The sequence below is a fragment of the Spiribacter halobius genome (assembly GCF_020883455.1).
GTDB classification, from domain to species: domain Bacteria; phylum Pseudomonadota; class Gammaproteobacteria; order Nitrococcales; family Nitrococcaceae; genus Sediminicurvatus; species Sediminicurvatus halobius.
Genome location: NZ_CP086615.1, coordinates 1,281,725 through 1,304,633, shown reverse-complemented (window position 1 = coordinate 1,304,633; position 22,909 = coordinate 1,281,725). Strand labels below are relative to the sequence as shown.

The 22,909-nt window shown below is 66.3% G+C and carries 18 protein-coding genes and 3 pseudogenes; 10 read left to right on the top strand and 11 right to left on the bottom strand.

All coding sequences use genetic code 11. From position 1 onward, the window contains the following. Nucleotides 1-58 precede the first annotated feature (58 nt). From LMH63_RS05945 to LMH63_RS05935, 3 genes and pseudogenes are all read right to left on the bottom strand, one after another. The gene (locus LMH63_RS05945) at nucleotides 59-2,707 is read right to left on the bottom strand and encodes a cation-translocating P-type ATPase (RefSeq protein ID WP_373317932.1); all 2,649 of its coding nucleotides are present in this window, start codon (nucleotides 2,705-2,707) and stop codon (nucleotides 59-61) included. A 313-nt stretch (nucleotides 2,708-3,020) separates the two neighbouring features. Then, nucleotides 3,021-4,799 carry a PHA/PHB synthase family protein gene (locus LMH63_RS05940; protein WP_109678224.1) on the bottom strand — a complete coding sequence of 593 codons (1,779 nt, stop codon included), beginning with the start codon at nucleotides 4,797-4,799 and terminating at the stop codon, nucleotides 3,021-3,023. A gap of 360 nt (nucleotides 4,800-5,159) precedes the next feature. Beyond that, nucleotides 5,160-5,379 (bottom strand): annotated as a pseudogene (locus tag LMH63_RS05935) (transposase); the annotation flags it as partial. Nucleotides 5,380-5,725: 346 nt separating this feature from the next. Here LMH63_RS05935 and LMH63_RS05930 point away from each other — a divergent pair. From LMH63_RS05930 to LMH63_RS05915, 4 genes are all read left to right on the top strand, one after another. Beyond that, nucleotides 5,726-8,365, top strand: coding sequence for an AMP-binding protein (locus tag LMH63_RS05930; RefSeq protein WP_229332781.1), 2,640 nt, complete (start codon nucleotides 5,726-5,728; stop codon nucleotides 8,363-8,365). Between the two features lie 55 nt (nucleotides 8,366-8,420). Then, a complete protein-coding gene (locus tag LMH63_RS05925) occupies nucleotides 8,421-11,198 on the top strand; it encodes a cation-translocating P-type ATPase (protein ID WP_199225643.1) in 2,778 nt (925 codons plus the stop codon). Between the two features lie 116 nt (nucleotides 11,199-11,314). Then, entirely contained in the window at nucleotides 11,315-11,737 is a 423-nt protein-coding gene (locus LMH63_RS05920; protein WP_109678228.1) for a hypothetical protein, read from the top strand. Nucleotides 11,738-11,856: 119 nt separating this feature from the next. Continuing rightward, entirely contained in the window at nucleotides 11,857-13,287 is a 1,431-nt protein-coding gene (locus tag LMH63_RS05915) for a dihydrolipoyl dehydrogenase (RefSeq protein WP_109678230.1), read from the top strand. Nucleotides 13,288-13,477: 190 nt separating this feature from the next. On the opposite strand, the gene LMH63_RS05910 is transcribed toward LMH63_RS05915, so the two are convergent. From LMH63_RS05910 to LMH63_RS05900, 3 genes are read right to left on the bottom strand one after another with little or no spacing between them, the layout of a single operon-like run. Then, complete coding sequence (locus LMH63_RS05910) at nucleotides 13,478-13,981, bottom strand: Hsp20/alpha crystallin family protein (protein ID WP_109678232.1); 504 nt, start codon at nucleotides 13,979-13,981, stop codon at nucleotides 13,478-13,480. A 6-nt stretch (nucleotides 13,982-13,987) separates the two neighbouring features. Continuing rightward, on the bottom strand, nucleotides 13,988-14,314 hold the full coding sequence (locus LMH63_RS05905; RefSeq protein ID WP_109678234.1) for a chaperone modulator CbpM: 327 nt from the start codon (nucleotides 14,312-14,314) through the stop codon (nucleotides 13,988-13,990). 1 nt (nucleotide 14,315) lies between these two features. Next, complete coding sequence (locus tag LMH63_RS05900; protein ID WP_109678236.1) at nucleotides 14,316-15,260, bottom strand: DnaJ C-terminal domain-containing protein; 945 nt, start codon at nucleotides 15,258-15,260, stop codon at nucleotides 14,316-14,318. Nucleotides 15,261-15,686: 426 nt separating this feature from the next. On the opposite strand from LMH63_RS05900, the gene trxC reads away from it, so the two are divergent. Both trxC and LMH63_RS05890 read left to right on the top strand, forming a co-directional pair. Further along, nucleotides 15,687-16,133 carry a thioredoxin TrxC gene (gene trxC / locus LMH63_RS05895; protein ID WP_109678238.1) on the top strand — a complete coding sequence of 149 codons (447 nt, stop codon included), beginning with the start codon at nucleotides 15,687-15,689 and terminating at the stop codon, nucleotides 16,131-16,133. Nucleotides 16,134-16,331: 198 nt separating this feature from the next. Continuing rightward, nucleotides 16,332-16,700, top strand: a complete 369-nt coding sequence (locus tag LMH63_RS05890) for a carboxymuconolactone decarboxylase family protein (RefSeq protein ID WP_199225644.1) — start codon at nucleotides 16,332-16,334, stop codon at nucleotides 16,698-16,700. A gap of 194 nt (nucleotides 16,701-16,894) precedes the next feature. Here the strand turns inward: LMH63_RS05890 and LMH63_RS19480 are convergent. The 5 genes and pseudogenes from LMH63_RS19480 to LMH63_RS05865 form a co-directional block, all read right to left on the bottom strand. Continuing rightward, nucleotides 16,895-16,987: pseudogene (locus tag LMH63_RS19480) on the bottom strand (transposase); the annotation flags it as partial. Between the two features lie 561 nt (nucleotides 16,988-17,548). Beyond that, nucleotides 17,549-17,884 (bottom strand): hypothetical protein, encoded by a 336-nt coding sequence (locus LMH63_RS05880; protein WP_158280351.1) that lies wholly within the window; start codon nucleotides 17,882-17,884, stop codon nucleotides 17,549-17,551. 166 nt (nucleotides 17,885-18,050) lie between these two features. Further along, a complete protein-coding gene (locus tag LMH63_RS05875) occupies nucleotides 18,051-18,527 on the bottom strand; it encodes a GNAT family N-acetyltransferase (RefSeq protein ID WP_109678240.1) in 477 nt (158 codons plus the stop codon). A gap of 260 nt (nucleotides 18,528-18,787) precedes the next feature. Next, nucleotides 18,788-19,525 (bottom strand): SDR family oxidoreductase, encoded by a 738-nt coding sequence (locus LMH63_RS05870; RefSeq protein WP_229332737.1) that lies wholly within the window; start codon nucleotides 19,523-19,525, stop codon nucleotides 18,788-18,790. A 90-nt stretch (nucleotides 19,526-19,615) separates the two neighbouring features. Next, nucleotides 19,616-20,032: a VOC family protein gene (locus LMH63_RS05865; protein WP_109676543.1), complete on the bottom strand. Its 417-nt coding sequence runs from the start codon at nucleotides 20,030-20,032 to the stop codon at nucleotides 19,616-19,618. Between the two features lie 484 nt (nucleotides 20,033-20,516). On the opposite strand from LMH63_RS05865, the pseudogene LMH63_RS05860 reads away from it, so the two are divergent. From LMH63_RS05860 to LMH63_RS05845, 4 genes and pseudogenes are all read left to right on the top strand, one after another. Further along, nucleotides 20,517-20,804: pseudogene (locus LMH63_RS05860) on the top strand (heavy metal translocating P-type ATPase); the annotation flags it as partial. Between the two features lie 342 nt (nucleotides 20,805-21,146). Continuing rightward, complete coding sequence (locus LMH63_RS05855; RefSeq protein ID WP_109676545.1) at nucleotides 21,147-21,827, top strand: Spy/CpxP family protein refolding chaperone; 681 nt, start codon at nucleotides 21,147-21,149, stop codon at nucleotides 21,825-21,827. Between the two features lie 75 nt (nucleotides 21,828-21,902). Beyond that, nucleotides 21,903-22,241 (top strand): SHOCT domain-containing protein, encoded by a 339-nt coding sequence (locus LMH63_RS05850; RefSeq protein WP_229332736.1) that lies wholly within the window; start codon nucleotides 21,903-21,905, stop codon nucleotides 22,239-22,241. A gap of 25 nt (nucleotides 22,242-22,266) precedes the next feature. Next, on the top strand, nucleotides 22,267-22,701 hold the full coding sequence (locus LMH63_RS05845) for a DUF411 domain-containing protein (protein WP_158280296.1): 435 nt from the start codon (nucleotides 22,267-22,269) through the stop codon (nucleotides 22,699-22,701). Nucleotides 22,702-22,909: the final 208 nt, after the last annotated feature.

Genomic DNA, 22,909 nt, shown 5'->3' with positions numbered 1-22,909 from the left:
GCATGGCTTTGGCCTTGTCGCGTCTTCGACGGGCTGGAGCAAACGTGTGGGCGGCCAACTAAATCGCCCGGCTGAAATACCGCCAAAGGCTCTTCTCTACCTCGAGTGCCAGGAAGATCGCCAGCCCGATCACACCAATTATTATCCAGTCATTCGCAGTCAGGAACGCACTGCCGAATAGCAGCTGTAAGGACGGTATGTAAGTCCACGCCATTTGCACGAGAACTACGAGCGCGATCGCGATGAGCGCGGGCCGGCTGCCGAAGAGCCCGTCAAATGACAGCGAGCGGCCAGTCAGGCGGCGAATGCTAAGCAGATACACGATCTCGCCGACCACCAGCGTATTCACCGCCGCAGAGCGTGCCGCGGAGATATCAGTCCCGGAGGCGAGCGCCCATAGGAACACCCCGTAGACTGAAACCACGAGGAGCGCGGATACGAACAATACCCGCCAGATCAGGAACAGGTCGAGAATCGGCGCATCGGGGTCCCGCGGCGGTCGCCGCATCACGTCAGCCTCTCCCGGCTCAAAGGCCAGCGCAAGGCCCAGGGTTACCGCGGTCACCATGTTCACCCACAGGATCTGCAGCGGCGTGATTGGCAGCGTGGCACCGCTTAGCACAGCGACGAGGATCGCAAGGCTCTCGCCGCCGTTGGTCGGCAGGAGAAAGGCAACGGTCTTCTTGATGTTGTCATAGACCTTGCGCCCTTCCTCGACCGCACTGACGATGGTAGCGAAGTTGTCATCGGCCAATACCATTTCCGCGGCCTCCTTCGAGGCCTCGGTGCCGTTGATCCCCATGGCGACCCCGACGTCCGCGCGCCGTAACGCCGGCGCATCGTTCACGCCGTCACCGGTCATTGCGCACACCATGCCACCAGCCTGGACCGACATAACCAGGCGCAGCTTATGTTCCGGCGACGCCCGGGCGAACACGTCCACCTCCTGTACGCGCTGCCGTAGCTCGGCGTCCTCCATTCCCTCGAGCTCCTTGCCGGTGACGACCTGCCGCCCCTGCGTCAGGCCAAGAGTCTCGGCAATAGCGCTCGCTGTGCGAGCGTGATCCCCCGTCACCATCTTGGTTCGAATACCCGCCTTGCGGCAGCTCTCCACGGCTCGCGCAGCATCCTCCCGAGGCGGATCAATCAGCCCCATAATCCCCAGCAACGCAAAGCCACCCGTCTGCTCCGGAGCACCCAGAGCTACTCCCTCCTTGCCGGGCTTCTCCGCGAGCGCAAGCACCCGCAGGCCAGCCGAGGAGAGCTTATCGATGCGCTCATGCCAGTCCTCGCGATTGAGCTCGTCATAACCATCCTCAGCCCGGACGCGGTCGCACATCTCGAGCAACACATCCGGCGCGCCCTTGGCATGAACCATGAGGCTGCCATCATCCATTCGATCGAGGGTGACCATATACTTGCGCTCGGATTCGAAGGGCATGACATCCAGTCGCCGGTGTCTTCGCCTGACCGCCTCCGCGTCGAGGCCGGCCTTCGCCGCTACCACAATCAATGCCCCTTCCGTGGGGTCCCCGTGCACGCGCCAGCTCTCCTGCCCGTCCATTGAAACTGTCGCTTCATTGCAGAGCACGCCGGCTTCAAGGCATCGGCGCAACACAGGCTCACTGGCGGGCTCATCGAGCGCATCATCCCCGGCGCGGAACGAACCCTCCGGCGCGTAGCCAACGCCCCTGACCTCGATCGACCGGTTCGCCAGGACGATCGCGGTCACAGTCATCTCGTTCCGGGTGAGCGTGCCGGTCTTGTCGGTGAAGATGGCCGAGATGCAGCCCAGCGTCTCGACAGCCGGCAGCCGCCGGATAATGGCGTTGCGCCTGGCCATCGCCTGCACGCCGAGTGCGAGCGTGACGCTGATGACGGCCGGCAGCCCCTGTGGAATCGCCGCGACCGCGAGACCGACCGCGGCGAAGAACATCTGCTCCCAGTTCTGGCCATGAACAAAGACACCAAACGCAGCCATGGCCGCCGCGAGCATCAGGATGATGACCGCCAGGCGCTTGCCGAAACGATCCAGCTGACGCAGCAGGGGGGTCTGGACCTGTTCCACCTCCCCGATCATCCGGGAGATGTGCCCGATCTCAGTGGCGGCGCCCGTGGCGACGACCACCCCTTCGCCTCGGCCCTGCGCGACGAGAGTGCCGGCATAGGCCATGCAGTGTCGCTCAGCCAGATCCGTATCTGCCATCACGGGCGCCGTTGACTTGTCGACTGGCGTCGACTCGCCGCTCAGCGCCGCTTCCTGGGTCCGCAGCGAAGACAGGGCCACCAGCCGTAGGTCCGCGGGCACGCGATCCCCGCTTTCCACGATCACGATATCCCCTGGCACCACCTCCGCCGCAGGGATGCCGCGACGCTGGCCTTGGCGACGTACAGTGGCTCGCGGCGAGAGCATGCCCCTGATGCTCTGGAGCGCCTTCTCGGCTCGCCCCTCTTGGAGATAGCCGATGGCGGCGTTGATCAGCACCACGCCGAAGATGGCGCCCGCATCAACGAAGGCGCCAAGAGCAACGCTGATGGCGCCAGCAATCAGCAGGATGATAATCAGGATGTTGTTGAACTGATCTAGCAGGCGTTGCCACCACGACGCCTGCTGCTTGCGCGGCAGCTTGTTGTGCCCGTATCGCTCCAGACGTCGCTCGGCTTCCGCAGCGCTTAGCCCTTCATGCGCGCTGGCCAATCCATTCAGAACCTCGTCGACGTCCAGAGCATGCCACGCTCTCGTAGCCCCCCGCTCTGCCTCGGGAGTACTACTGCCCTCGTCCGCCGTTGGCCTGGTACCACCTCCCCGCCCGTCGGCCGCTGCATTACGCGTGTCGCGTTCGCTCAACTGCTTCCCCAAGGGCTGTTAGCCATTTCCATGCTCGGCCGGCCCGACGGTGAACCTGCTGCCGCCGGCGATCGCACGCAATGGCACCGACCAGAGCACAAGTGTGGGTCACGATCGGCGTTACTCCGGGCCACAACGCCCTGTAATGGGGAGTGCCGCGTCTAGGTCGCCGTCATGATTGGAGCACGTAGTTTCCGGGGGCGTCCTCCAAGGGCGTGTAGCCCGCATCAGGCGCGCCCATGCCGGGAGGCCCGCTCGCGCCACTGGAATGCTCGACGAGCCACGCCTGCCACTCCGGCCACCAGGATCCTTCGCGCTCCGGCACCTCGTCATACCAGTTCTGCGCGTCCACGTAAGGTGCGCCGGCAGGCTTATCGGCGACCTGGTAGACACGGCCCCGGTGACCCGGCTCACTGATGACCCCGGCGTTGTGTCCCCCGCTCGTGAGCAGGAACGTGACATCACCGCCGGCAAGGAGGTGGATCTTGTAGACAGAGCGCCATGGGGCGATATGGTCGGTACGTGTGCCTACCACGAACATGGGGGTACTGATATCGCTCAGCAGCACGGGATGCTCACCGACGTAGTACTGCCCTTCTGCCAGGGCGTTGTCCAGGTAGAGGTAGCGCAGATATTCCGAATGCATCCGATAAGGCAAACGGGTGGCATCCGTGCTCCAGGCCATCAGATCCATCATCGGCAGCTTCTCGCCCATCAGGTAGGACTTCACCGATACAGACCAGATCAGATCATTGGAGCGCAGGAACACGAACGCGCCCCGCATCTGCCACTTGTCCAGATAGCCCTGCTGCCACATGAGATCTTCCAGGAAGCTCACCTGGCTGTCGTCGATGAAGAGCTCCAGTTCCCCGGGCTCCTCGAAGTCCGTTTCCGAGGCAAAAAGCGTCAGGGTTGCCAGCCGATGGTCATTCGCCCGCGCCATGGCCGCCGCCGCTATGGACAGCAGCGTGCCACCCAGGCAGTAGCCAACGGCATGCACTTTCCTTTCCGGCAGTACTGCGTTCACCGCGTCCAGCGCCTCCATGACGCCGAGTTGGCGGTAGTCCTCCATTCCCAGGTCCCGGTCCTCGGAGCCAGGGTTTTTCCAGGAGAGCATGAATACGGTGTGCCCTTGCTCAACCAGCCATCGAACCAGGGAGTTCTCCGGTGAGAGGTCCAGAATGTAGTACTTCATGATCCATGCCGGGATGACGAGCACCGGCTCCGCCTGGACCTCGTCCGTGGCGGGGCTGTACTGGATAACCTCGATAAGTCGATTACGGTGAATAACCTTGCCGGGCGTTAAGGCGACATGCTCGCCGGGCCGGAAATGCTCGGCCCCGGCCGGCGGCTCGCCCAGGGCGCCGCGGCGCAGATCTTCGAGAAAATTGAGGCCACCATCGATGAAGTTTGCCCCGCCGGTCCTGAACGTCTGCTCGGCTACTTTTGGGTTCGTCAGCGGGGAGTTGCTGGGCGCACAGACATCGAGCAGCTGCCGGGTAACGAAATTGACAACATCCTCATGGTGGGGAGACACCCCGTCCACGCCCACCGTCGCGTTATGCCACCACTGCTGACCGAGCAGGAACGACTGGTGGATGAGGTTGTAAGGCCACCGCTGCCACTGCTCATCATCGAAGCGGTGATCATTGGGGAGTGGCTCGATGCACCGCTCGCATTCCCCGCCACCGGTTGCCCTCGGGGCGTAGGTCCAGAGTCGTCGTGCCTGCTCTCCCAGTTTCGTGGCCAGCAAGGCCTGTTTGCCGGGAGAGATTCCGAGGTGCGAGGCCCAATCCGCATAAGCCTGCACGATCGAAACCGGGGAAACACCTCCGGTGAATCGCCCGAGCGTGGCATGGGAAGTGCGATTTATCAGGGTGAACAGATCCTGGAGCGCATCCGCCTCACAGCCTCCGGCCGGTCGGCGACGGGCATGCACCCGTGCTGCCATTGCGGGCGCCCGAGGTGACGGTGCCTGCGGACGCGTTCCATATTCCGATGCGGAAGCCACCTCAGGCTGTGTGGTCCCGAACGCGCGGCTTTGCCTCGCCTCGCTTGATTGTTGCATCTAAGCCTCCGAATAGCGCTGCGTCAGCAGGGCCTGGCGATGAACACGGCATCGAGCAGTATTCTTAACATCGTGCGTTCAGAGTGCGTCTGACCGAAGTCAACGGGCAGCTATGTATGCAATGCAGGACTGCCCTCGCCCGGGGAGATCACCAGCGAGTCTGATCGCCGTGAAGCTCGACCGGCGCCCCCAGCACGGGCAGTGCAAGGTGGGGCGGAGTACGGCAGACGTGACACGAGCACCGACGGCCACACCTGTGTAGATCGCATCCTCGGTGCGCTCGTGCGCGAGACCGAAGCACTGCTGGGCGATGTACATGCGCAGCATCCGCTCCAGACCGATCGGAGGCCGACCCCGCCCGCCGTCTTTCGGGGAGTAGCCCTCGAGCGCCGGGACCAGCGCCGCCAAGGGCGTGGTCGCCTCGGTCGCGACGGGTCACATTGCGCCTGGCGGCATACTCCAGATCCGAGAAGCTCTGCTGCGCCGGTTAGGCTCTGACTGCACCGCGGATGGCGGCATTACTCCAAGGCCGCCGCATCCAAGTACCAGCAAAGCGAATATCTCAGCGTGTCCAGCGATCCTGCTGACCCCCACTGAGATCGAGTCTCGCGGATCGCGGGGCCGTCCTGGTTGACGGCCATCAACCGCCTCCCGGCTCATGACTGAGAGACTGCACGCATCATGACGATGGAGCACGATCCCACCGAAGTGCGCGCCCCTGCGGGCAGGCGAACCCGGTGACAACCGGCGCTTACAAGGCCAGCGCCACGGGCGCGCCCCGGGATGGCGCGGCGTCGGGCGCCGCGACGGTGCCGGAGCTGCTACAGGCCCAGCGCATCGCGGGCGATCACTCCGCCGTCATTGAGCTGCAACGCGATGCCGCCGCCACGACGACCCGCGCGAGCCTCACCGACTCGATCGGGCGGCTGGCCGCTGGCCTGCAGGCCAGCGGCCAGCATCGCGGCGGGCGCGTCGTCCTGCTCGCGCCGAACGACACCCATTGGATCGTGGCGGCCCTTGGCGTGATCTCCGCCGGCGGCGTGCTGGTTCCCCTGGATACCCAGATGCCCCGGGAGGATCTGGTCCACGTGCTCGCGGACTGCGCCCCGCATATCGTCCTCACCACGACCGGGCTGCGCGCCCGCCTGCCGGCGGATGGCAGCAATGCCTCCGTCTACCACCTGGATGGCGACGACGCTGCAGCCGACAGCTGGCTGGCACTGTTCGGTAAGCAACCGGCCATACCCGCCACGGCACCCGACACGCCGGCGGCGATCTTCTACACCTCCGGCACCACCGGCCCGCCCAAGGGCGTACCCCTGACCCACGCCAACCTGGCCAGCAACGTCGAGGCCCTCTGCGCGCAGGGCCTCGCAGATGCCCGGGACCGCGTGCTCGTGCCGCTGCCGTTCCATCACGTCTACCCGTTCACCCTCGGTATCCTGACGTCGCTCACCCTGGGCGCCCCGATCATCGTGCCCTTTTCCCTCGTGGGCCCGCAGATTCTGCGCGCCCTGCAGATCGGGCGGCCGACGGTGATGCTGGGCGTCCCGCGCCTCGCCGAGGCGCTGTGGAGCGGGCTCGAGGCCCGGGTGACGGCGCGCGGCCGCATGGCCGCCGGCCTCTTCCACGGGCTGCTGCAGGTCTCGCAGCTCACCCGCCGAATCGGCCTGCCGGCAGGCCGACGGCTGTTTGCCGGGTTGCACCGCCGCCTCGCACCCAGCCTCCGCCTGGTGGTGGTCGGCGGTGCGGCCCTTGACCCCGGGCTGGGCCGGCGGCTGCAGGGCCTGGGCTGGGAGGTGGCGACCGGCTACGGGCTCACCGAGACCTCGCCGATCCTCACCTACAACCCGCCCGACCGGCTGCGCCTGGAGTGTGCGGGCATGCCGCTTCCCGGCGTCGAGCTCACCATCGGTGAGCCGCGCGCCGAAGACGGCTCCGGCGAGGTGCTGGCGCGCGGCCCCAACGTCTTCGCCGGCTACTGGAATCTCCCGGAGAAGACCGCCGCGGCGTTTACCCCCGAGGGCTGGTTCCGGACCGGGGACCGCGGCTGGCTGGACGCCGACGGCTATCTGCACTTGGCCGGCCGCCGGTCCGCGATGATCGTGCTCGCCGGGGGTGAGAACGTCGATCCCGAGCGGGTCGAGAAGGCCATCGCTGCCGCCGCCGAGGTCCGCGAGGCAGGGGTGATCGCCGACCAGGGTCGGCTCGCAGCAGTGGTGGTGCCGGAGCCGGGCGTCGTGCGCGGACTGTCGGCGGCCGAGCTGCGGGGGCGGATCAGCGCGGCCCTGAGCCGGACACTCGCCGACCTGCCAAGCCACCACCGTCCGGGGCTGCTGCGCGTGACGCCGGATCCCCTGCCCCGCACCCGGCTCGGCAAGCTGCGCCGCCACAAGCTCCGCGAGCTGTTCCAGCGTCTCGGGGACGCCGATCGGGCGGCGGCCCCCGACGCCGGGCCGCTGGCGCCGGAGCGGATGGCGCCGGAGGACCGTCAGCTGCTCTCGGATCCCGCGGCGGCGCAGACCTGGCGCTATCTCTGCGAGCGCTTCCCGGAGCATCACCTCACCCCGGACACCCGGCTTGCCCAGGATCTGGGGCTCGACTCCCTCAGCTGGGTCGATCTCACCCTGGCCCTCTCCGACCGGGCCGGCATCGACCTGGACAACGCCGCCATCGCCCGCGTCGAAACCGTGCGCGATCTGCTCGGGGAGGCGGCCGGCGCCACCGGCACGGCCGGCAGCGGCCGGCCTCTGGTGGAGGAGATCGCCGACCCGGAGCGCGTCCTCCGCCCTGAGGAGACGGCGCTGCTGGCGGAACCGGGCGCCCTGCGCCGCGCGCTGGCGCCACTGGTCGCGGGATTTGTCCGCCTCGGCCTGCGGTCGTTTCTGCGCATCGAGGTACGCGGCAGCCTGCCCCCCGGGGGCCCCTATCTCATTGCGCCGCGACATCTGAGCGCCCTCGACCCGCTGGTGCTGCTTGAGGCCCTGCGGGGTCACTCGCCGGCCTCGCTCCGCTGGGCGGCGTGGACCGGGGTGCTCTTCTCCAGCCGGTTGCGCCGCTGGTTCAGCCGCCAGGCCGGCGTGTTGCCGATCGATCCCGGCGCTGCGCCGCGCAGCAGCCTGGCCCTGGCCGTGGCCTGCCTGCGGCGCGGCAGCAGCCTGGTGTGGTTCCCGGAGGGTCAGCGCTCACCGGACGGCGCGTTGCAGCCGCTGCGACCAGGCATCGGTGTACTGCTGCGGGTCCAGCCGGTCCCGGTCATACCGGTATGGATCGGAGGCACGCGGGAAGCGCTGCCACCGGGCCGGCTGCTTCCGCGACCCGCGCGCGCATGCGTCCGGATTGGGGAACCCATCGACGCGGACGAGTATGGCGACGACCCGGGGAAGATCGTTGACAGCGTCCACGCCCGGCTTGTCGCGCTCGGGAACGCCCGGCCCGGGGCGCAGTAGCGGCCCCGTCGCCTGCCGGCCCCGAAACGCCAGAACCGAACCAGGGAGGCAGTGCGTGCAGCCATCCACCGGTACGCCGCAGAACGCTCCAGACACCACCAAGGCCGCCAATGGCGCCGACCGGCAGTGGTGGGCCTTGTCCCCGGACGACCTCTGCCAGCGGCTTTCGGTGGTTCCGGATGAGGGCCTCGGCGAGGCGGAGGTACGGCGCCGTCGGACCGCCTACGGCCACAACCGCCTACGCCAGATCAACCGGCGCTCGCCGCTGCGCATCCTGCTCCGCCAGTTCGAGAGCGTCGTCATCCTCGTGCTCTTCGCCGCCGGCGCGCTCGCCCTGACGCTGGGGCACTTGGCCGAGGGTATCGCCGTCTTCGCCGTGGTCTTGGTCAACACCGCCATCGGCTTCATCTCGGAATGGCGGGCCGTGCGCTCCATGGAAGCGCTGCAGCGCCTGCGGCGGCGCCGGACCCGGGTGCGCCGCGACGGACGTGAGAGGGATGTCTCCGTGGAGGCCCTCGTGCCCGGCGACGTGATCCTGCTGACCGAGGGCGATCTGGTCCCGGCCGATCTGCGACTTATCGACGTGGAGGGCCTGCAGGCGAACGAGGCGTCACTGACCGGCGAGTCCGTGCCCGTGGACAAGCAGACCGGAGCGGTCGCGCGGGACACCCCGCTCGCCGAGCGCCACGGCATGCTCTACAAGGGCACCACCGTGACCCAGGGCGCCGGCACCGGCATCGCGGTCGCCACCGGCATGGGCACCGAGCTCGGCCGCATCGCCGAGCTCGCGGAGCAGGCCACGCAGCAGGCAACGCCACTCGAGCAGCGCCTCAACCGGCTGGGTCAGCGTCTGGCCTGGATCGTCATCGGCGTGGCGGCGGTCGTCGGCGGCAGCGGTCTCGCCGCCGGCCGCGATCCGGTGCTCATGATCGAGACCGCCATCGCCCTCGGCGTCGCGGCCATCCCGGAGGGTCTGCCCATCGTCTCGACGCTGGCCCTGGCCCGCGGCATGTGGCTGATGGCGGGCCACCAGGCACTGGTCAACCGGCTGTCCGCGGTGGAGACCCTCGGCGCGACGCAGGTCATCTTCACCGACAAGACCGGCACTCTGACGGAAAACCGGATGACGCTGCGGCGGCTGGTCACTGCCAGCGGCGATCACTGCGTCGCCGGCGCGGAAGCCGGCACATCCGAGGCAGACGAGCCCACGCCGGAGGCGCCGGAGGGGATTGCCGCAGCGGACCCGCTCGCCCGACGCCTCGTGGAGATCGGCACGCTCTGCAGCAACGCCGCACTCGCCGAGGACAGTGACGACGGCAAGCCGCGCGGCGACCCGACCGAGCTGGCCCTGCTGGAGGCCGGCACCGGCATGGGTCTGCGCCGGCCGGAGGTGCTCGCCGAGCACACCGAGCTGCGCGAGATCGCCTTCGATCCGGACGTCATGATGATGGCGACCTACCACCAGGGCGAGGGACAGGTGGAGGTTGCGGTCAAGGGCGCGCCCGCCGCCGTGCTCGATGCCTGCGACCGCGTCGCCACGGACAGCGGGGAGGTCCCGCTGGACGATGCCGGGCGCGAGGCCTGGCACGCGCGCATCGACGCTCTCGCCCGCGGTGGCCTGCGCCTGCTGATGATGGCCGACAAGACCGTTGACGATGCGGACGCCCCGGCTTTCACGGGACTGCGGCTGGTGGGGCTGGTGGGCCTCCTGGACCCGCCGCGCCAGGAGGTCCGAGCCTCCATCGCCGCCTGCCGCCGCGCGGGGCTGCGGGTGGTCATGGTGACCGGTGACCAGCCCGCCACTGCCCGTGCCATCGCCGGGCAGGTGGGGATCGCGGAGGACGCCGAGCTCCAGGTCATGCACGGCAGCGACCTGCGCCCCCTCGAGGAGATGTCCGAGGCGGAGCAGGAGCAGGTGACGCGCACGCAGGTGTTCGCGCGGGTGACGCCGGAGCAGAAGCTGCGCCTGGTGGAGATCTTCCAGCACCGCGGCGAGGTCGTCGCCATGACCGGCGACGGCGTCAACGACGCACCGGCGCTGAAGAAGGCCGACATTGGAGTGGCCATGGGCCGGCGCGGCACCGACGCTGCGCAGCAGGTGGCGGACATCATCCTTCAGGACGACCGCTTCCCGAGCATCGTGGCCGCCGTGGAGCAGGGCCGGGTCATCTTTGGCAACATCCGCAAGGCGGTGATGTTCATGCTCTGCACGAACTTCGCCGAGGTCGTGAGCGTTGCCCTGGCAACGGTGCTGGGCGCGCCCCTGCCCCTGCGCCCGCTGCAGATCCTCTACCTGAACGTGCTGACCGACGTCTTCCCGGCCCTGGCGCTGGGCGTCGGCCGCGGACCGGCCAGCATCATGGACCAGCCGCCCCGGGACCCCGAGGAGCCGGTGCTTACGCGCCGGCACTGGCTGGCAATCACGGCCTGGAGCCTGCTGATCGCCGCCTGCATCCTCGGCGCGCTGTTCGTGGCGCTGGCGTATCTCGGCCTCAGCGAAACCGGCGCGGTCACGGTCTCGTTCCTGACCCTCGGCTTCACCAAGCTCTGGTTCGTGTTCAATCTGCGCGAGCGGGGCTCGCGGCTGCTGCACAACGAGGTGCTCGGCAACCCCTGGATCTGGGCTGCCATTGCGCTCTGTGCCGCGCTCCTCGCGGCCGCGCTCTATGTCCCCGGACTCTCGGCGGTGCTCGAGACCGAGAGGCTCCCCCTGGCCGGATGGGGCCTGCTGCTTGCGGTCAGCCTGGTGCCGCTGCTGATCGGCCAGATGCTCCTCGCCCCCGCCGGGCGGCGCGCCACCCCGACGCGCTCCCAACGCCAGTCGAATCCATGACTATGCTTCAGCGGACTCCCGCCGTGCCCACCTCGCCCGGTGGCGCAGCAGACAGAGACTGCTGCGGCCGGCCAGCTACGGAACCACGGCGGTGGTGGCGAGAGGCGGCCAACGTCGTGGTTGGGGTCGAAGATGAACAGCACTTGGTGGCCAAGTATGACCGGGTGGTGGCGCGTCTGGGGGCTCGCGCTGGAGCCGCTGCATTCGAGGCCCCTGGGGCCGACCGGCCCCACCGGCTCACCGCCGTGGTAGCCGATCCAACTATGATGGCAAGGGTGCACCTGTGCGGCCGCAGCCGCCGGCTGGGCCAGCCGCGAGCGCCTGCCGCGATCCTTATCTCCCCGTCAACCACCATCTCCGGACTGTTGCCAATCCTGCTCGAGACCACAACCCAGACGGACGGGATCAAAATCCCAGTGGTGTGCGTGCTCTTCGGCCTGCTCACCAGCACGGTATTGGTGGTGTTCGTGCTGCCGGCGTTCCACGCATTCCTGGACGATGTCGGCGGGAACTTACATGACGAGCAGTCGGCGCCGTAATAACCCCACCGCGGGAGCGCCCGCGGGTTCCGTGCGCTGGCAAATAGCCGAGCCCACCCGCAAGGGGCAGCAGAATTCGAGACGATCGCACCTCCAGGACACGCAGGAATCGGGAAACCATGAAGCACAAAGCAAGGCTCGCCATCATCGGGGCCGGTACCGCTGGCCTCACCGCGCTAAAGGAGGCGCAGCGTCACACCGACGACGTGGTGCTGATCAATTACGGCCCCTATGGGACCACCTGTGCCCGCGTCGGCTGCATGCCCTCCAAGGCGCTGCTCGCCGCCGCCCACGGCTATGCGAGCCGGCGGTTCCTGGCAGAGGCGGGGATTCGGGGCACGGAGGCCCTGTCCGTGGACATTCCCACAGTGATGGAAAGGGTCCGCGCACTCCGCGACCGGTTCATCGCCGGGCCCATCCAGCTTGCCAAGTCCCTCGGGGAGCGCAGCCTCCGCGGCCGGCCCCGGTTCCTGGACGCCCATACCCTGGAGGTGGGCGAGAACCGCGTCGAAGCCGGGGCCGTGATCATCGCCACCGGTAGCCGCCCCGTGGTGCCGGAACCGTGGCAGGCCCTGGGGGATCGCGTGGTCACCACCGATGAGTTCTTCGAGCAGCGCACGCTCGGCCCGCGGGTGGCGGTGGTGGGCCTCGGCGCCATCGGCGCGGAGCTTGGCCAGGCCCTCGGGCAGCTGGGCCTGGAGGTTCACGGCTACACCCGGGCACCATTCGTCGCGGGCCTCTCCGACCCCGCAGTGAACGAGGCCATGCTCGCCGCCCTCTCCCAGTCCATGGAGATCCGCACCGGAGCGAACGTGGAGCTGGCGGATGCCGGCGGTAAAGCCGTGCAGGTGCATGCCGGCGGCGAGAGCCGGGAGGTGGACTGGGTGCTCGCCTCCCTCGGCCGGCGGCCCAACCTGGAGGGCCTGGGCCTGGAAGCGCTGGGCGTGGCCACCAACGAGCGCGGGATCCCCGACTTCGACCCCCGGACGCTGCGCCTCGGGGATCTGCCCGTCTACATCGCCGGGGACGTCAACGCCGCCCAGCCGCTTATGCACGAGGGCGCGGACGAGGGACGCATCGCCGCCTACCACGCCCTCCACCCGAACGCCGAGTGCATCGGCCGCCGGGCGCCGCTGGCCATCGTCTTCAGCGAGCCCAACGCGGCGCGGGTCGGCCTCGGCCATGCCCAGCTGCCGGAGGGTGCCTTCGTGGCCGGCGACGCGGACTTCTCCCGCCAGGCGCGGGCCTTGATGGCCGGACGCAACACCGGGCAGCTGCGCGTCTACGCCGCCCGCGAGGATGGCCGGCTGCTCGGCGCGGAGATGGCCATTCCCGACGGCGAGCACATCGCCCACCTGCTGGCCTGGGTGGTGCAGCAGCGGCTCACCGTGGACGAGGTATTGCAAATGCCCTTCTACCACCCGGTGGTGGAGGAAGGCGTGCGCGGTGCCCTCCAGGCGGCGCGCAAACAGCTCGAGGCCAGCCGTCCGCCGCTGGACCTCCCGCTGTGCGAGTCCCCCGCGGCCTGGGCGCTAGGCGGGGAGGACTGATCCCTCATCCAAGCGCTAACCCGGCACTCCATCGGAGCGCAAGCGCGATAGTGCGCGCATCCGAGGCCACATATCGCTTTCCTGCGCTGTTCCGATGGCCCCGTCCCTACGTCCTCAGCGTCCGCTGAGGCGATTCGATCAGGCAGGGAAAGACACGCCGAATGGTTCCCTCGTACCTACGCGCAAATTCTCATCCCCGGTTCACCTCGATCCGCCGGGCCACGCTTCCGGAAACCTTGGGCAGTCTGACCGTGAGCACCCCCCGGCGGTATGTCGCCTTGGCCCTGGAGTCATCGACGGCCGCCGGCAGCGGGACGACCCGTTCGAAACGACCATAGGCCCGCTCCATGAGGTAGAAGCGTCCCTGCTCACCCTCGCGCTCGGCATGTTTCTCGCCGCGGATGATCAGCAGATCGTCGTTCACATGCAGATCAAAACCGTCGGGCTCCATGCCCGGGACTTCCAGACGTACTTCGATGGTGCTGCCGTCATCATTGACCTCCGCGGCCAACATGCCCCAACCGGGGCCATAATGGGTCAACTGGTCGGAAACCGTTTCCACCTCGTTACCCGTACGCCTGGGATAGAACCGGGTAAGCGCATGACTGGCGCGCTCGCGCAATTCCTGCCAACCCTCGGTTAACTGATCCCAAGCGCGGGAGAGGCCTTTATGCCACCCGCTGAGGTTATCCATTTCGCCTCACTCCTTTTCCGCGAATCGCGAATACCGGCGCTGTTGCCGGCGCAGTTTCTCCAACTCGTCCATCAAGTCCAGTGCCAGCGCCACGCCGGGAAGGTTCACGCGCAAGTCACGGCTCAGGCGCACCGCCCGCTGCACGCGCCGGACCGAGTTACCGGAAAAACGCCACTGTTCCGGTCGCTCGCCACTGGGCTCGACCACGCCCTCTTCCACCATTTCGATGATGAACTCCGCGCTGACGGCACAGCTGCGGCAGAGCTCGCCCAGGCTCAGCCTGATGCTTTCGTCGAGCACCGTGCCATGTACGGCCGTAATTTCCTTGCCCATATCAAAACCCCATTGCCTTGCGCGGGTTCGTTGAGGTCTGCTCCGCCAACTCCCGATAGAGTTCCTTCTGGCGATCATTCTCCGGCTTCGGCACGACCACGCGCAGCTCCACGTACTGATCGCCCCGCGGATCGCCGGGCAAGCCGCGTTCTTTCAGGCGCAGCTTACGCCCCGAATCCGAGCCGGCGGGGATCTGCAGATCCACGGGCCCGCTCAGAGTCGGCACCTTGACCTTCGCGCCCAACGCCGCCTCCCAGGGGGTGATGGGTAGCGTCACGAATATGTCTCTGCCCTCCGCGTGGAAGGTCGGGTGCGGCCGGAACGTGACCTCCAGGTAGAGATCCCCGGCCGGTGCGCCGCCCATCCCCGGGCCGCCCTGCCCGGCGAGGCGGATCCATCGCCCCTCTGTGATCCCCTTGGGGATATGCACGTTTAGCGTCTTATGCCGTGTTATCACACGACCCTGCGCGTCCACTTCGTGCCGGGGCAGGGTGATGCCCCTCGTGGCGCCGTGGAAGGCGTCCTCCAGGCTGATCTGGATGCGCGCGACCTGATCCTCGCCCTTCATGTGCACGTCGCTGCGCCGGAACCCGCCGCCAGCGCGGCCCACGCCGCGGCCGAAGATCGACTCGAAGAAATCGCTGAAGCCCTCAGCGTCGGTAAAACCGCCACCACTGAAGTCGAAATCCTGCTCCCAGCCGGGCGGCGGGCGGAAGTCCTGCCCTTCTCGATAGCCGCTACCCAGCTGATCGTAGGCCTTGCGCTTCTCTGGATCCTTCAGAACTTCGTAGGCCTCGCCGACTTCCTTGAAGCGCTGCTCGGCGTCGGCTTCTTCACTCACATCCGGGTGATACTTGCGGGCCAGCTTGCGATAGGCGCGTTTGATCTCATCCTGGGACGCGTCCCGGGAGACGCCCAGGACCTTGTAATAATCTTTGAACTCCATGGATTGCCTGCCCGGCTGATCTGTCGTCTCTATCTTTGTAGAGATCGACGCGTCTCGTGTTGCTGGAAATCAAGGTTGTTGGACTCTGAGACACTTCCCCTGTTTGGATCTCCCTCAGCTGGATGATCCGGCCTCTTCCACACCTCCCGGGCACGCTGAAAGCGGCAATCGCCGGGCGTATTCGGCGGGCGTGGCCCACCCGGGTGACGAGCGGGATCGCATCTTGTTACAGGAGCAGCGCAAGCGTTTGAAGGGACTGGGCATGGACCTCTCTGCCCTGCTCGGCGCCAAACCGAACCCGGAGTAGTTGAGACGGTCGGGGAGGGCTCAGGCATCACGACACTGTTCGGACGTGATCGGGGTCAATTGGCGACAAGCCACTTCTGGCAGAGTTAGCAGGGTCAGTGACTCACAGGAACCGCAGCCATGAGCCGAGTCCTCCACGTGGTCTGCCCCCATTGCGCCAGCATAAATCGCCTCCTGCACGAGCGCATGACTGACCGTCCGCGCTGCGGGCGCTGCCATGAGAGCCTGTTTGTCGGCCAGCCGGCCGCTGCGGATGCGGAGGCTTTCGCCCGCCATCTCAACCGCAACGACATCCCCGTATTGGTGGATTTCTGGGCCCCCTGGTGTGCGCCGTGCAAGGTCTTCGCACCCGTGTTCGAGCAGGCAGCGGAACGGCTCGAACCCAATGTGCGATTGATCAAACTGAATACCGAACAGGCGCCGCAGGCGGCCGCTGAGCATCACATACGCAGCATCCCCACCCTGGCACTGTTCCATAGCGGCCGCGAATTGGCGCGGCAGTCGGGCATCATGGACCTGGGGAGGCTGATCCGGTGGGTGGAGGAGAACCTGCGGCAGGCGGCCTGAACGTAAACGGCCAGTTCAGTTTAACTCACGGAGGCAACCCGCAGTTCGGTCCCGGCCAAAGTGCATAGCGCATATGTCGGATGGGCAGGTCAGATGCTCACGTCAAGAACGCTGACGAATACCAAGAGGTCAGCACCACGCCGGAGCTACCCTTAACGAAATTTAACCTCTTCGAAGACCCAGCATGCGGAGCGGATCATGGCAGCACCAAACCCGAACGCGATGTCTTTCCCGGAGCAGCTCGCACACATCAACGAGTACATGAGTAAATACGGCGAGAGCCAATCCAACACAATGCAAGCCTTCATGGCGCTTCACAAGGCAGGCCATGAGGACGGTGCGCTTTCAAGCAAGGTCAAGGAACTGATTGCACTGTCGGTCGCGGTCGCCTCCCGCTGCGACGGCTGCATCTGCTTTCATACGCATGATGCACTTCAGGCCGGTGCGACATCTGAAGAAATCCATGAAGCCCTCGGCGTTGCCGTCTTGATGGGTGGCGGCCCCGCACTCATGTACGCCACCCACGTCGTCGAAGCGATCGAGCAGTTCGAGGCTCAAGGTCATTAGCCGCCATAGCGAGTGACGGCTCCCCCGGCGAAGCCGGGGCATCCGGAGAATTGTGAGCCGCTCAAAGCGACGTAACGGGCGCGCTGCGCGCCCCCTTGCGCCCCCTGAACGGGGCAGCCCTATACCAGGTTCAGCTGATCGATCCTGCGATCAACCGCCTCTTGGTGCCGAATGTACTCGCGGATCACCTGCTAGACCACATACTTCGGCGGGCTCGAGATCATCATGTGCAAATGATCGGGCATCAGGTGCCCTTCCTCGATCCGGCTCTCCTTCTGCTCCGCCAGCCATGATCCAGACGCCGTCTACCCTCCAGAACTCCAACCCTCTCCCACATCCGTCAGCACATGTTCTCCCCGCAGCGTTGCTGCAAGGCATTGATTCCTGACAACACTCGCTGACAACCGGAAGAGCGTGGCGTTTCCCCTCGGCCCGACCACCTTCACGCTCTCCTGACCGATTCTGGTGCCCGCCCCCCAGGGATCGAGTAACCATCCCCCTGCCCACGCGTTTGAGACCTCGCGTCCACCGACGGTCTGCCCCGACGGCCGGCGGCCTCCTTTCCTTGAACAGACCAGTACACGGTTTCGGCCAAAAGCGGGCGGTCACCGCTCAGTTCCCATCCTTAATTGCAGCACCCGATACCCATGACGCGCCGCATTCGTTGGGTAACCGCATAACGCTGGACATGAGCGGCGGGCGAATAGCGTTAGCTGTTCGACCGCCCGCTCGATGGACTTGTCATACCACTCGCTCACCCACCTGGACCGGGCACTTCAAGAGCCACTCCCAGAATGGGCCTTCCGGTCCGGCCTCGCCCTTCCAGTATCGGTGCGTAAACCACGAAGTTACCAGAATCGAGTTGCCTGCGTGTAAGAGGTTCGATCACCACGAAAGGCCATCTCGGCACTCACCTTGTAAATTGCGGCACCACCGTACTGGGCCTGGAACCGACGGGCTTCGGCAAGCGTTTCTACTGCGAACATGCTTTGCAGCCGGGACGCGCGCTCGGCGTATGCCGCCCTATGCACCTGCTCGAAAAGAAGCTCAAGCATCGGGCTAACGATAAGCGCTTGCGCTTCGTTTCGTAGAAAGTATCTTTCCCCGTGTGCAGAAACCCCTTCGGGAAACAACTCATCGACGTGTGCTGCAAGGACATGCGGATTCACGTCAGCGTGCTTCACCAAGGAGCACACATGCCCTTCAATAAGGGTCCCCGCTCGGTCCACCGTGCAAAGGGGAAACTTCCCCCTCCCTCATCTGGCATAACGCTTCGCACCACCGGCAGCAAAAAGCGGAGCGACGAGGAACGGGGAGAGCCGGGCTTTGCCGTCCGCGTGCGTGCGATTGCTAGGCGTTTCTTCTCTCCAACGGCAATTCCATTGGTATATATCGGATTCCGTGCTCACTCGTTTCATTACTGATTTGCCGAAATCCCATCCTTTGATATGATTCTTCGGCGTAAGGTGATGAATGAACGGAAACCTTCAATAAAGTCGGACTTTCAGATCTGGCTTTCTCGATAGCACGAGCTACCAACTCCTTAGCAATGCCTCGCCTTCGCTGCATCACGAATAACATTGCGATACGGTCTGGCATCGCGAACTCAAGAGCACCCACCAGGCTTCCCGACTGCCTAGCGACCAACACAAATCCACCAGAACGCATACGCTCCGCCAGTGCGGTTGGGTTCGCAAAACGGAAGAACTCCTCTACCCCTTCTTGCTCGAAGTCTGGCGCCACCAATTCATTGAACACATGCGCCACCAAGTCACAAACGGCAGCCTCCTCACCAGACCTCATCTCTTGATAGAAGATTGGCTCCATTTGCCCGCTTTTCGCCTTTAACGCCGAATTAGGTTGCCGACACGGATACCGAGTAAGCGTTCCCGATACATAACACGGTAGACGCGCCGCCCGGATCCACGCGCATTGTGTTGGTCTGGCATGTCCTGCTTGGCGTAGACACTCTATGCTTCCCTGAATTCATGCTGGCCATTTAGTCCCGGTTTATAGATCCCGTAGCCGTCCAGTGCCCACCGGTCACCCCACGTCTCCTGGCATTGTCGAGTGGCAGCTTCGGGTCGCTACCTGCCACCCGCCAACTCGATGAAACTCCCGGTTGCGTAGGAAGCTTCGTCTGACAGCAGCCAAACGATGGCGCTGGCGACCTCTTCCGGCTGCCCACCGCGCTGCATGGGCAAAGATGCCTTCAGGCGATCGACCCTGCCCGGCTCTCCGCCGTCGGCGTGCATGTCGGTGTATATGAATGCCGGACGCACGGCGTTGACCCGGATCCCCTCGCCTGCAACCTCACGGGACAGGCCGATGGTCAAGGTGTCCATTGCCCCTTTGGATGCCGCGTAGTCGACGTACTCTCCGGCCGCCCCCAGACGCGAGGCCGCCGAGGAGACGTTCACGATGGCACCCCCCTGACCGCCGTGCCTCGTCGACATGCGCCGCACCGCTTCCCGGCAGCAGAGGAACGCGCCGGTCACGTTGGTCGCGAGTATCCTGGTCAGCCGCGCGGCATCGATGTTCTCCACGCGGCACTGCTGCTCGAGCACGCCGGCATTGTTGACCAGGGCGGCAACCGGCCCGAGCGCCTCTTCCGCCTGCTCGAACAGAGCCTGCACATCGGCCTCGGAGGCCACATCCGCCGCGAACGCCCGCGCCTGCCCGCCGTTGGCCGTGATCTCGTCGACCACTCCCTCGGCCGCCTCGCGATTGCGGTGATAGTTGATGCAGACCGCATAACCGCGCCGCGCCGCCAGGCGCGCGGTAGCCGCACCGATTCCCCGGCTTCCGCCGGTGACAATGACCATCGGCTGCCCTGCCCCCATTACTGCGGCTCCAATGACGGTGCTCCCCCGGAGATCGACCAGTGACGGCGACCGGGCCGGAGTCCCTGCTCGTCACGCATCTTCGTCCTTGGGCCCGATCCAGAACAGGGGATTGTGGGCGACCTCCCAAAGGTAGCCGTCGGGATCGGCGAAGTAGCCAGAGTAGCCGCCCCAGAAGACCTTTCGGGGCGCCCTCACGAGCCTGGCGCCGGCCGCGGCGGCCTGCTCTATGACCTCGTCCACCGCCGCCTCGGACTTCACGTTGTGAGCGATTGCAATGCCGGCAAAGCCGCTGCCCTCCGGCGCGATCCCCGCATCCTCCGCCAGCGCCTCGCGGCCGTAGAGCGCCAGCCAGCTGCCGTTCAGCGTGAAGAAGGCCACTTCCGGCGGTGAGTCCATCCTCGGCAGCCCAAGCCCGTGCTCGTAGAACCGGACCGATGCTTCCAGGTCCCTGACGCCGAGGGTAATCATGCTGATTCTCGGCTGCATCCTGACTCCCTCCCCCCCCGGCGCGGGAACGCACTCCACCGCCGCTCAGTGTAGCCCCCGCGGGCGCGCCCGGTTCCGCGCCGGGGCGAGCGACCGCGGTAGCCAGTGCTCCAGTGCGCTCGACCACAGAGCGCCTCCGAGAAGCCACCCATGCCGGCGTCCGACCCAGCCAGCCCAAGAGCGCGAGGGCGCGCCCACAGACGGCCCCAAACTCGCCATCTCCCGCCTCTCCCCCTAACCTGTAGGATCTCCCCTCCGGCTGCACCACCCGGGCGACGCCGCCCGGCCAATAGCGGCCACAACGTGATCGAGTCGACCGAACCGTCTGAACTCGCTCGGCCTCCGCCTCCACATTCGCGCTGATGTCATATGTCAAGACGCGACCCCATCATCTTCTCTTCTTGACTCAAGCCTTTAGCTCACCGCATTCGAGAGGGCTCTCATGTCAAGACTTGACCCCATGCCCGTGCTGCGAACCAAGGTGCTGAAGCAGGCAAACGTGGGCATCGCCATCGGGGCCGGGGCCGACGTCGCTATCGAGGCCGCCGACGTGACCCTGGTCCGCGGCGAGCTCACGAAGGTGGTGGAGGCGGTCAATCTCTCGCGGCTGACCTTCCGCAAGATTGTCCAGAATCTCTTCTGGGCATGGGGCTACAACGTCGCCGCCATCTCCATTGCGGCCATCGGCTTACTGCATCCCATGATCGGCGTCATCGCCATGACAGCGAGCTCGCTGTCGGTCATCGGCAACTCGGCGCTGCTCAAGCGCGCCCATCGGAAGAAAATGCGCCAGATGATGGCCGAGGGCGGCACGCACGGCCATGACGACCGCAACGCCGTAATGCTCGAGCCGGGGCAGACGAAAGAGCTGGTCTGGCAGTTCGCGGAGGCCGATGAGCTCGAGTTCGCCTGCAACGTGCCTGGCCACTACAAGGCCGGCATGCGCGGGGAGATCCTCATCAATGGCTAGCCGCTCGGCGGCACGCCCGCAGGGCCGCCGGGTTGATCCCGGTCAGGGCGTCGGAGGATTCATCCACTAGCATCAAAGGTGCTCACGCTCCTGTCCGCCTGATCTTCTGACCCGACCGGAGCGCGCGACTGAGGAGATATCACGATGATAGCCAATCGCACGTACAAGGCAGCGCTCGGCCTCTCCCTGCTCCTCTCAGCGGGTGCCGTGGGGACCGCCAGCGCCCACGGCATGATGGGTGGCGGCATGCCCGGGGGCGCCCAGAGCCAGGGCATGATGGAGAACTGCCCCATGGTGGGCGCAATGATGCATGGCGGCTATGGCCCAATGATGGGCGGCTACTACGGCATGCCGGACATGCACGAGCATGGCATGGGCATGATGCAGGGAGGCGGTATGGGCATGCCCGGCATGGGCATGGGCCTATCGGGTCCCGGCGCGGGCATGATGTCCGGCCTCGAGCTCGAGGACGAGCAGCAGGAACGGATGCGCGAGCGCCGCAGTGAATTCCGCCGGGAACAGCTCACCCGCATGGCCGACATGCTGGACCTGCGCGATGAAATGCACGCCCTCATGGCCGAGCAGCGACCCGACCCCGAGGCCGTCCGGGAACTGCACGGGCGCATGGCGGATATTCGCGGCGAGATGATGGCCGAGCGGGTCCGCATGCGGAACGCCATTCAGGACATGCTCACCGAAGAGCAGCGCCAGCGCATGCACGAGTATCGGCAGGGAGGCCGGGGTATGCCCGGGAGCCAGAACATGCCGGGCAATGGCAGCCCAATGGGTCAGCAGCAGGGGCAACATGGCTCGCAGAGCCGGTAACCCCTTCGCGTGTGACAGTCGACTGAGCGCGGCGTGCGACCGCGCTCAGCCCACCGACCGACGGGGAGGCAGACGATGATGAAGCGGCGCCACGCCGCACCCCTGCTCCCGGCCGGGCTGCTTGCTGCGCTGCCAGCGGCAGCACAACGCTACGACGGGATGCACGGCATGTGGGACTCGCATTTCGGCTGGGGACACATGCTCCTCGGCGGACTGGTGATGGCGCTCGTCCTCGGCGCGGTGATCGGACTCATCGCCTTGCTGGCGCGCGGGCTGGGCGGCAGCAGCGCGCTTCCGCCCGCGCGCGACCGTGAGCGCGGCCGCAGTGCGCGGGAGATCCTGGATGAGCGCTATGCGAAGGGCGAGATCGACCGCGATGAGTATCAGCAACGCCGAGAGGACCTGGCGCGTTAACCCGACCTATCAAGAGGCTCAACGAATGATTCGCCACCTTGGACGACTCGCCGTGGTCACGGCACTGCTGCTCCCCGGAGCCGCACTAGCGGTCGCGGCTACCGTGCATAAGACCCCCACCTGTAGCTGCTGCGATGCGTATGCGGAGCATCTGCAAGCCAGCGGCTTCGACGTGGAGACGATCGATCACGACAGCATGGACCGCATCTTCCGGGAAGCCCGCGTCGAGCGCGCCTTGGCGAGCTGCCATCTCACCAGGGTCGGCCCGTACACCGTGATCGGACATGTGCCCGCGTCCGTGATCGAGAGTCTGGTCAACGAGCGCCCGATGATCCGCGGCATCTCCCTGCCCGGGATGCCGGCAGGCTCACCGGGCATGGGCGGCGAGAAGCAGGAACCATTCACCATCTATCGTCTGGGCGCCAACACCGACGCCCCGGACGTATACGACCGGTACTGAAGTTACTGCCGAGCCCGATACCGGCTTCCGCGCGTGACCGCGGGCGGCCCGATGGACGAAATCGGGCACCATCAAGCGAGTCGCGCGCAGCCTGGATCACCTGGGAGTCTGCGCCATAGAACGTCTCCCGGCTGCGACCGCCCCGAACGCAGACAGAGGTTCCGGCATGGAGTCAATCGAGGACCGATCTCCGAAATATCGGGCCAAC

What these genes read in the sequence shown, in the direction of transcription:
- LMH63_RS05845 (WP_158280296.1), top strand. Translation starts at nt 22,267, where the DNA reads ATGATTCGCCACCTTGGACGACTCGCCGTGGTCACGGCACTGCTGCTC.
- LMH63_RS05865 (WP_109676543.1), bottom strand. Translation starts at nt 20,032, where the DNA reads ATGCAGCCGAGAATCAGCATGATTACCCTCGGCGTCAGGGACCTGGAA.
- LMH63_RS05855 (WP_109676545.1), top strand. Translation starts at nt 21,147, where the DNA reads ATGATAGCCAATCGCACGTACAAGGCAGCGCTCGGCCTCTCCCTGCTC.
- LMH63_RS05915 (WP_109678230.1), top strand. Translation starts at nt 11,857, where the DNA reads ATGAAGCACAAAGCAAGGCTCGCCATCATCGGGGCCGGTACCGCTGGC.
- LMH63_RS05870 (WP_229332737.1), bottom strand. Translation starts at nt 19,525, where the DNA reads ATGGTCATTGTCACCGGCGGAAGCCGGGGAATCGGTGCGGCTACCGCG.
- LMH63_RS05900 (WP_109678236.1), bottom strand. Translation starts at nt 15,260, where the DNA reads ATGGAGTTCAAAGATTATTACAAGGTCCTGGGCGTCTCCCGGGACGCG.
- trxC (WP_109678238.1), top strand. Translation starts at nt 15,687, where the DNA reads ATGAGCCGAGTCCTCCACGTGGTCTGCCCCCATTGCGCCAGCATAAAT.
- LMH63_RS05890 (WP_199225644.1), top strand. Translation starts at nt 16,332, where the DNA reads ATGGCAGCACCAAACCCGAACGCGATGTCTTTCCCGGAGCAGCTCGCA.
- LMH63_RS05850 (WP_229332736.1), top strand. Translation starts at nt 21,903, where the DNA reads ATGATGAAGCGGCGCCACGCCGCACCCCTGCTCCCGGCCGGGCTGCTT.
- LMH63_RS05940 (WP_109678224.1), bottom strand. Translation starts at nt 4,799, where the DNA reads ATGGCAGCACGGGTGCATGCCCGTCGCCGACCGGCCGGAGGCTGTGAG.
- LMH63_RS05875 (WP_109678240.1), bottom strand. Translation starts at nt 18,527, where the DNA reads ATGGAGCCAATCTTCTATCAAGAGATGAGGTCTGGTGAGGAGGCTGCC.
- LMH63_RS05910 (WP_109678232.1), bottom strand. Translation starts at nt 13,981, where the DNA reads ATGGATAACCTCAGCGGGTGGCATAAAGGCCTCTCCCGCGCTTGGGAT.
- LMH63_RS05905 (WP_109678234.1), bottom strand. Translation starts at nt 14,314, where the DNA reads ATGGGCAAGGAAATTACGGCCGTACATGGCACGGTGCTCGACGAAAGC.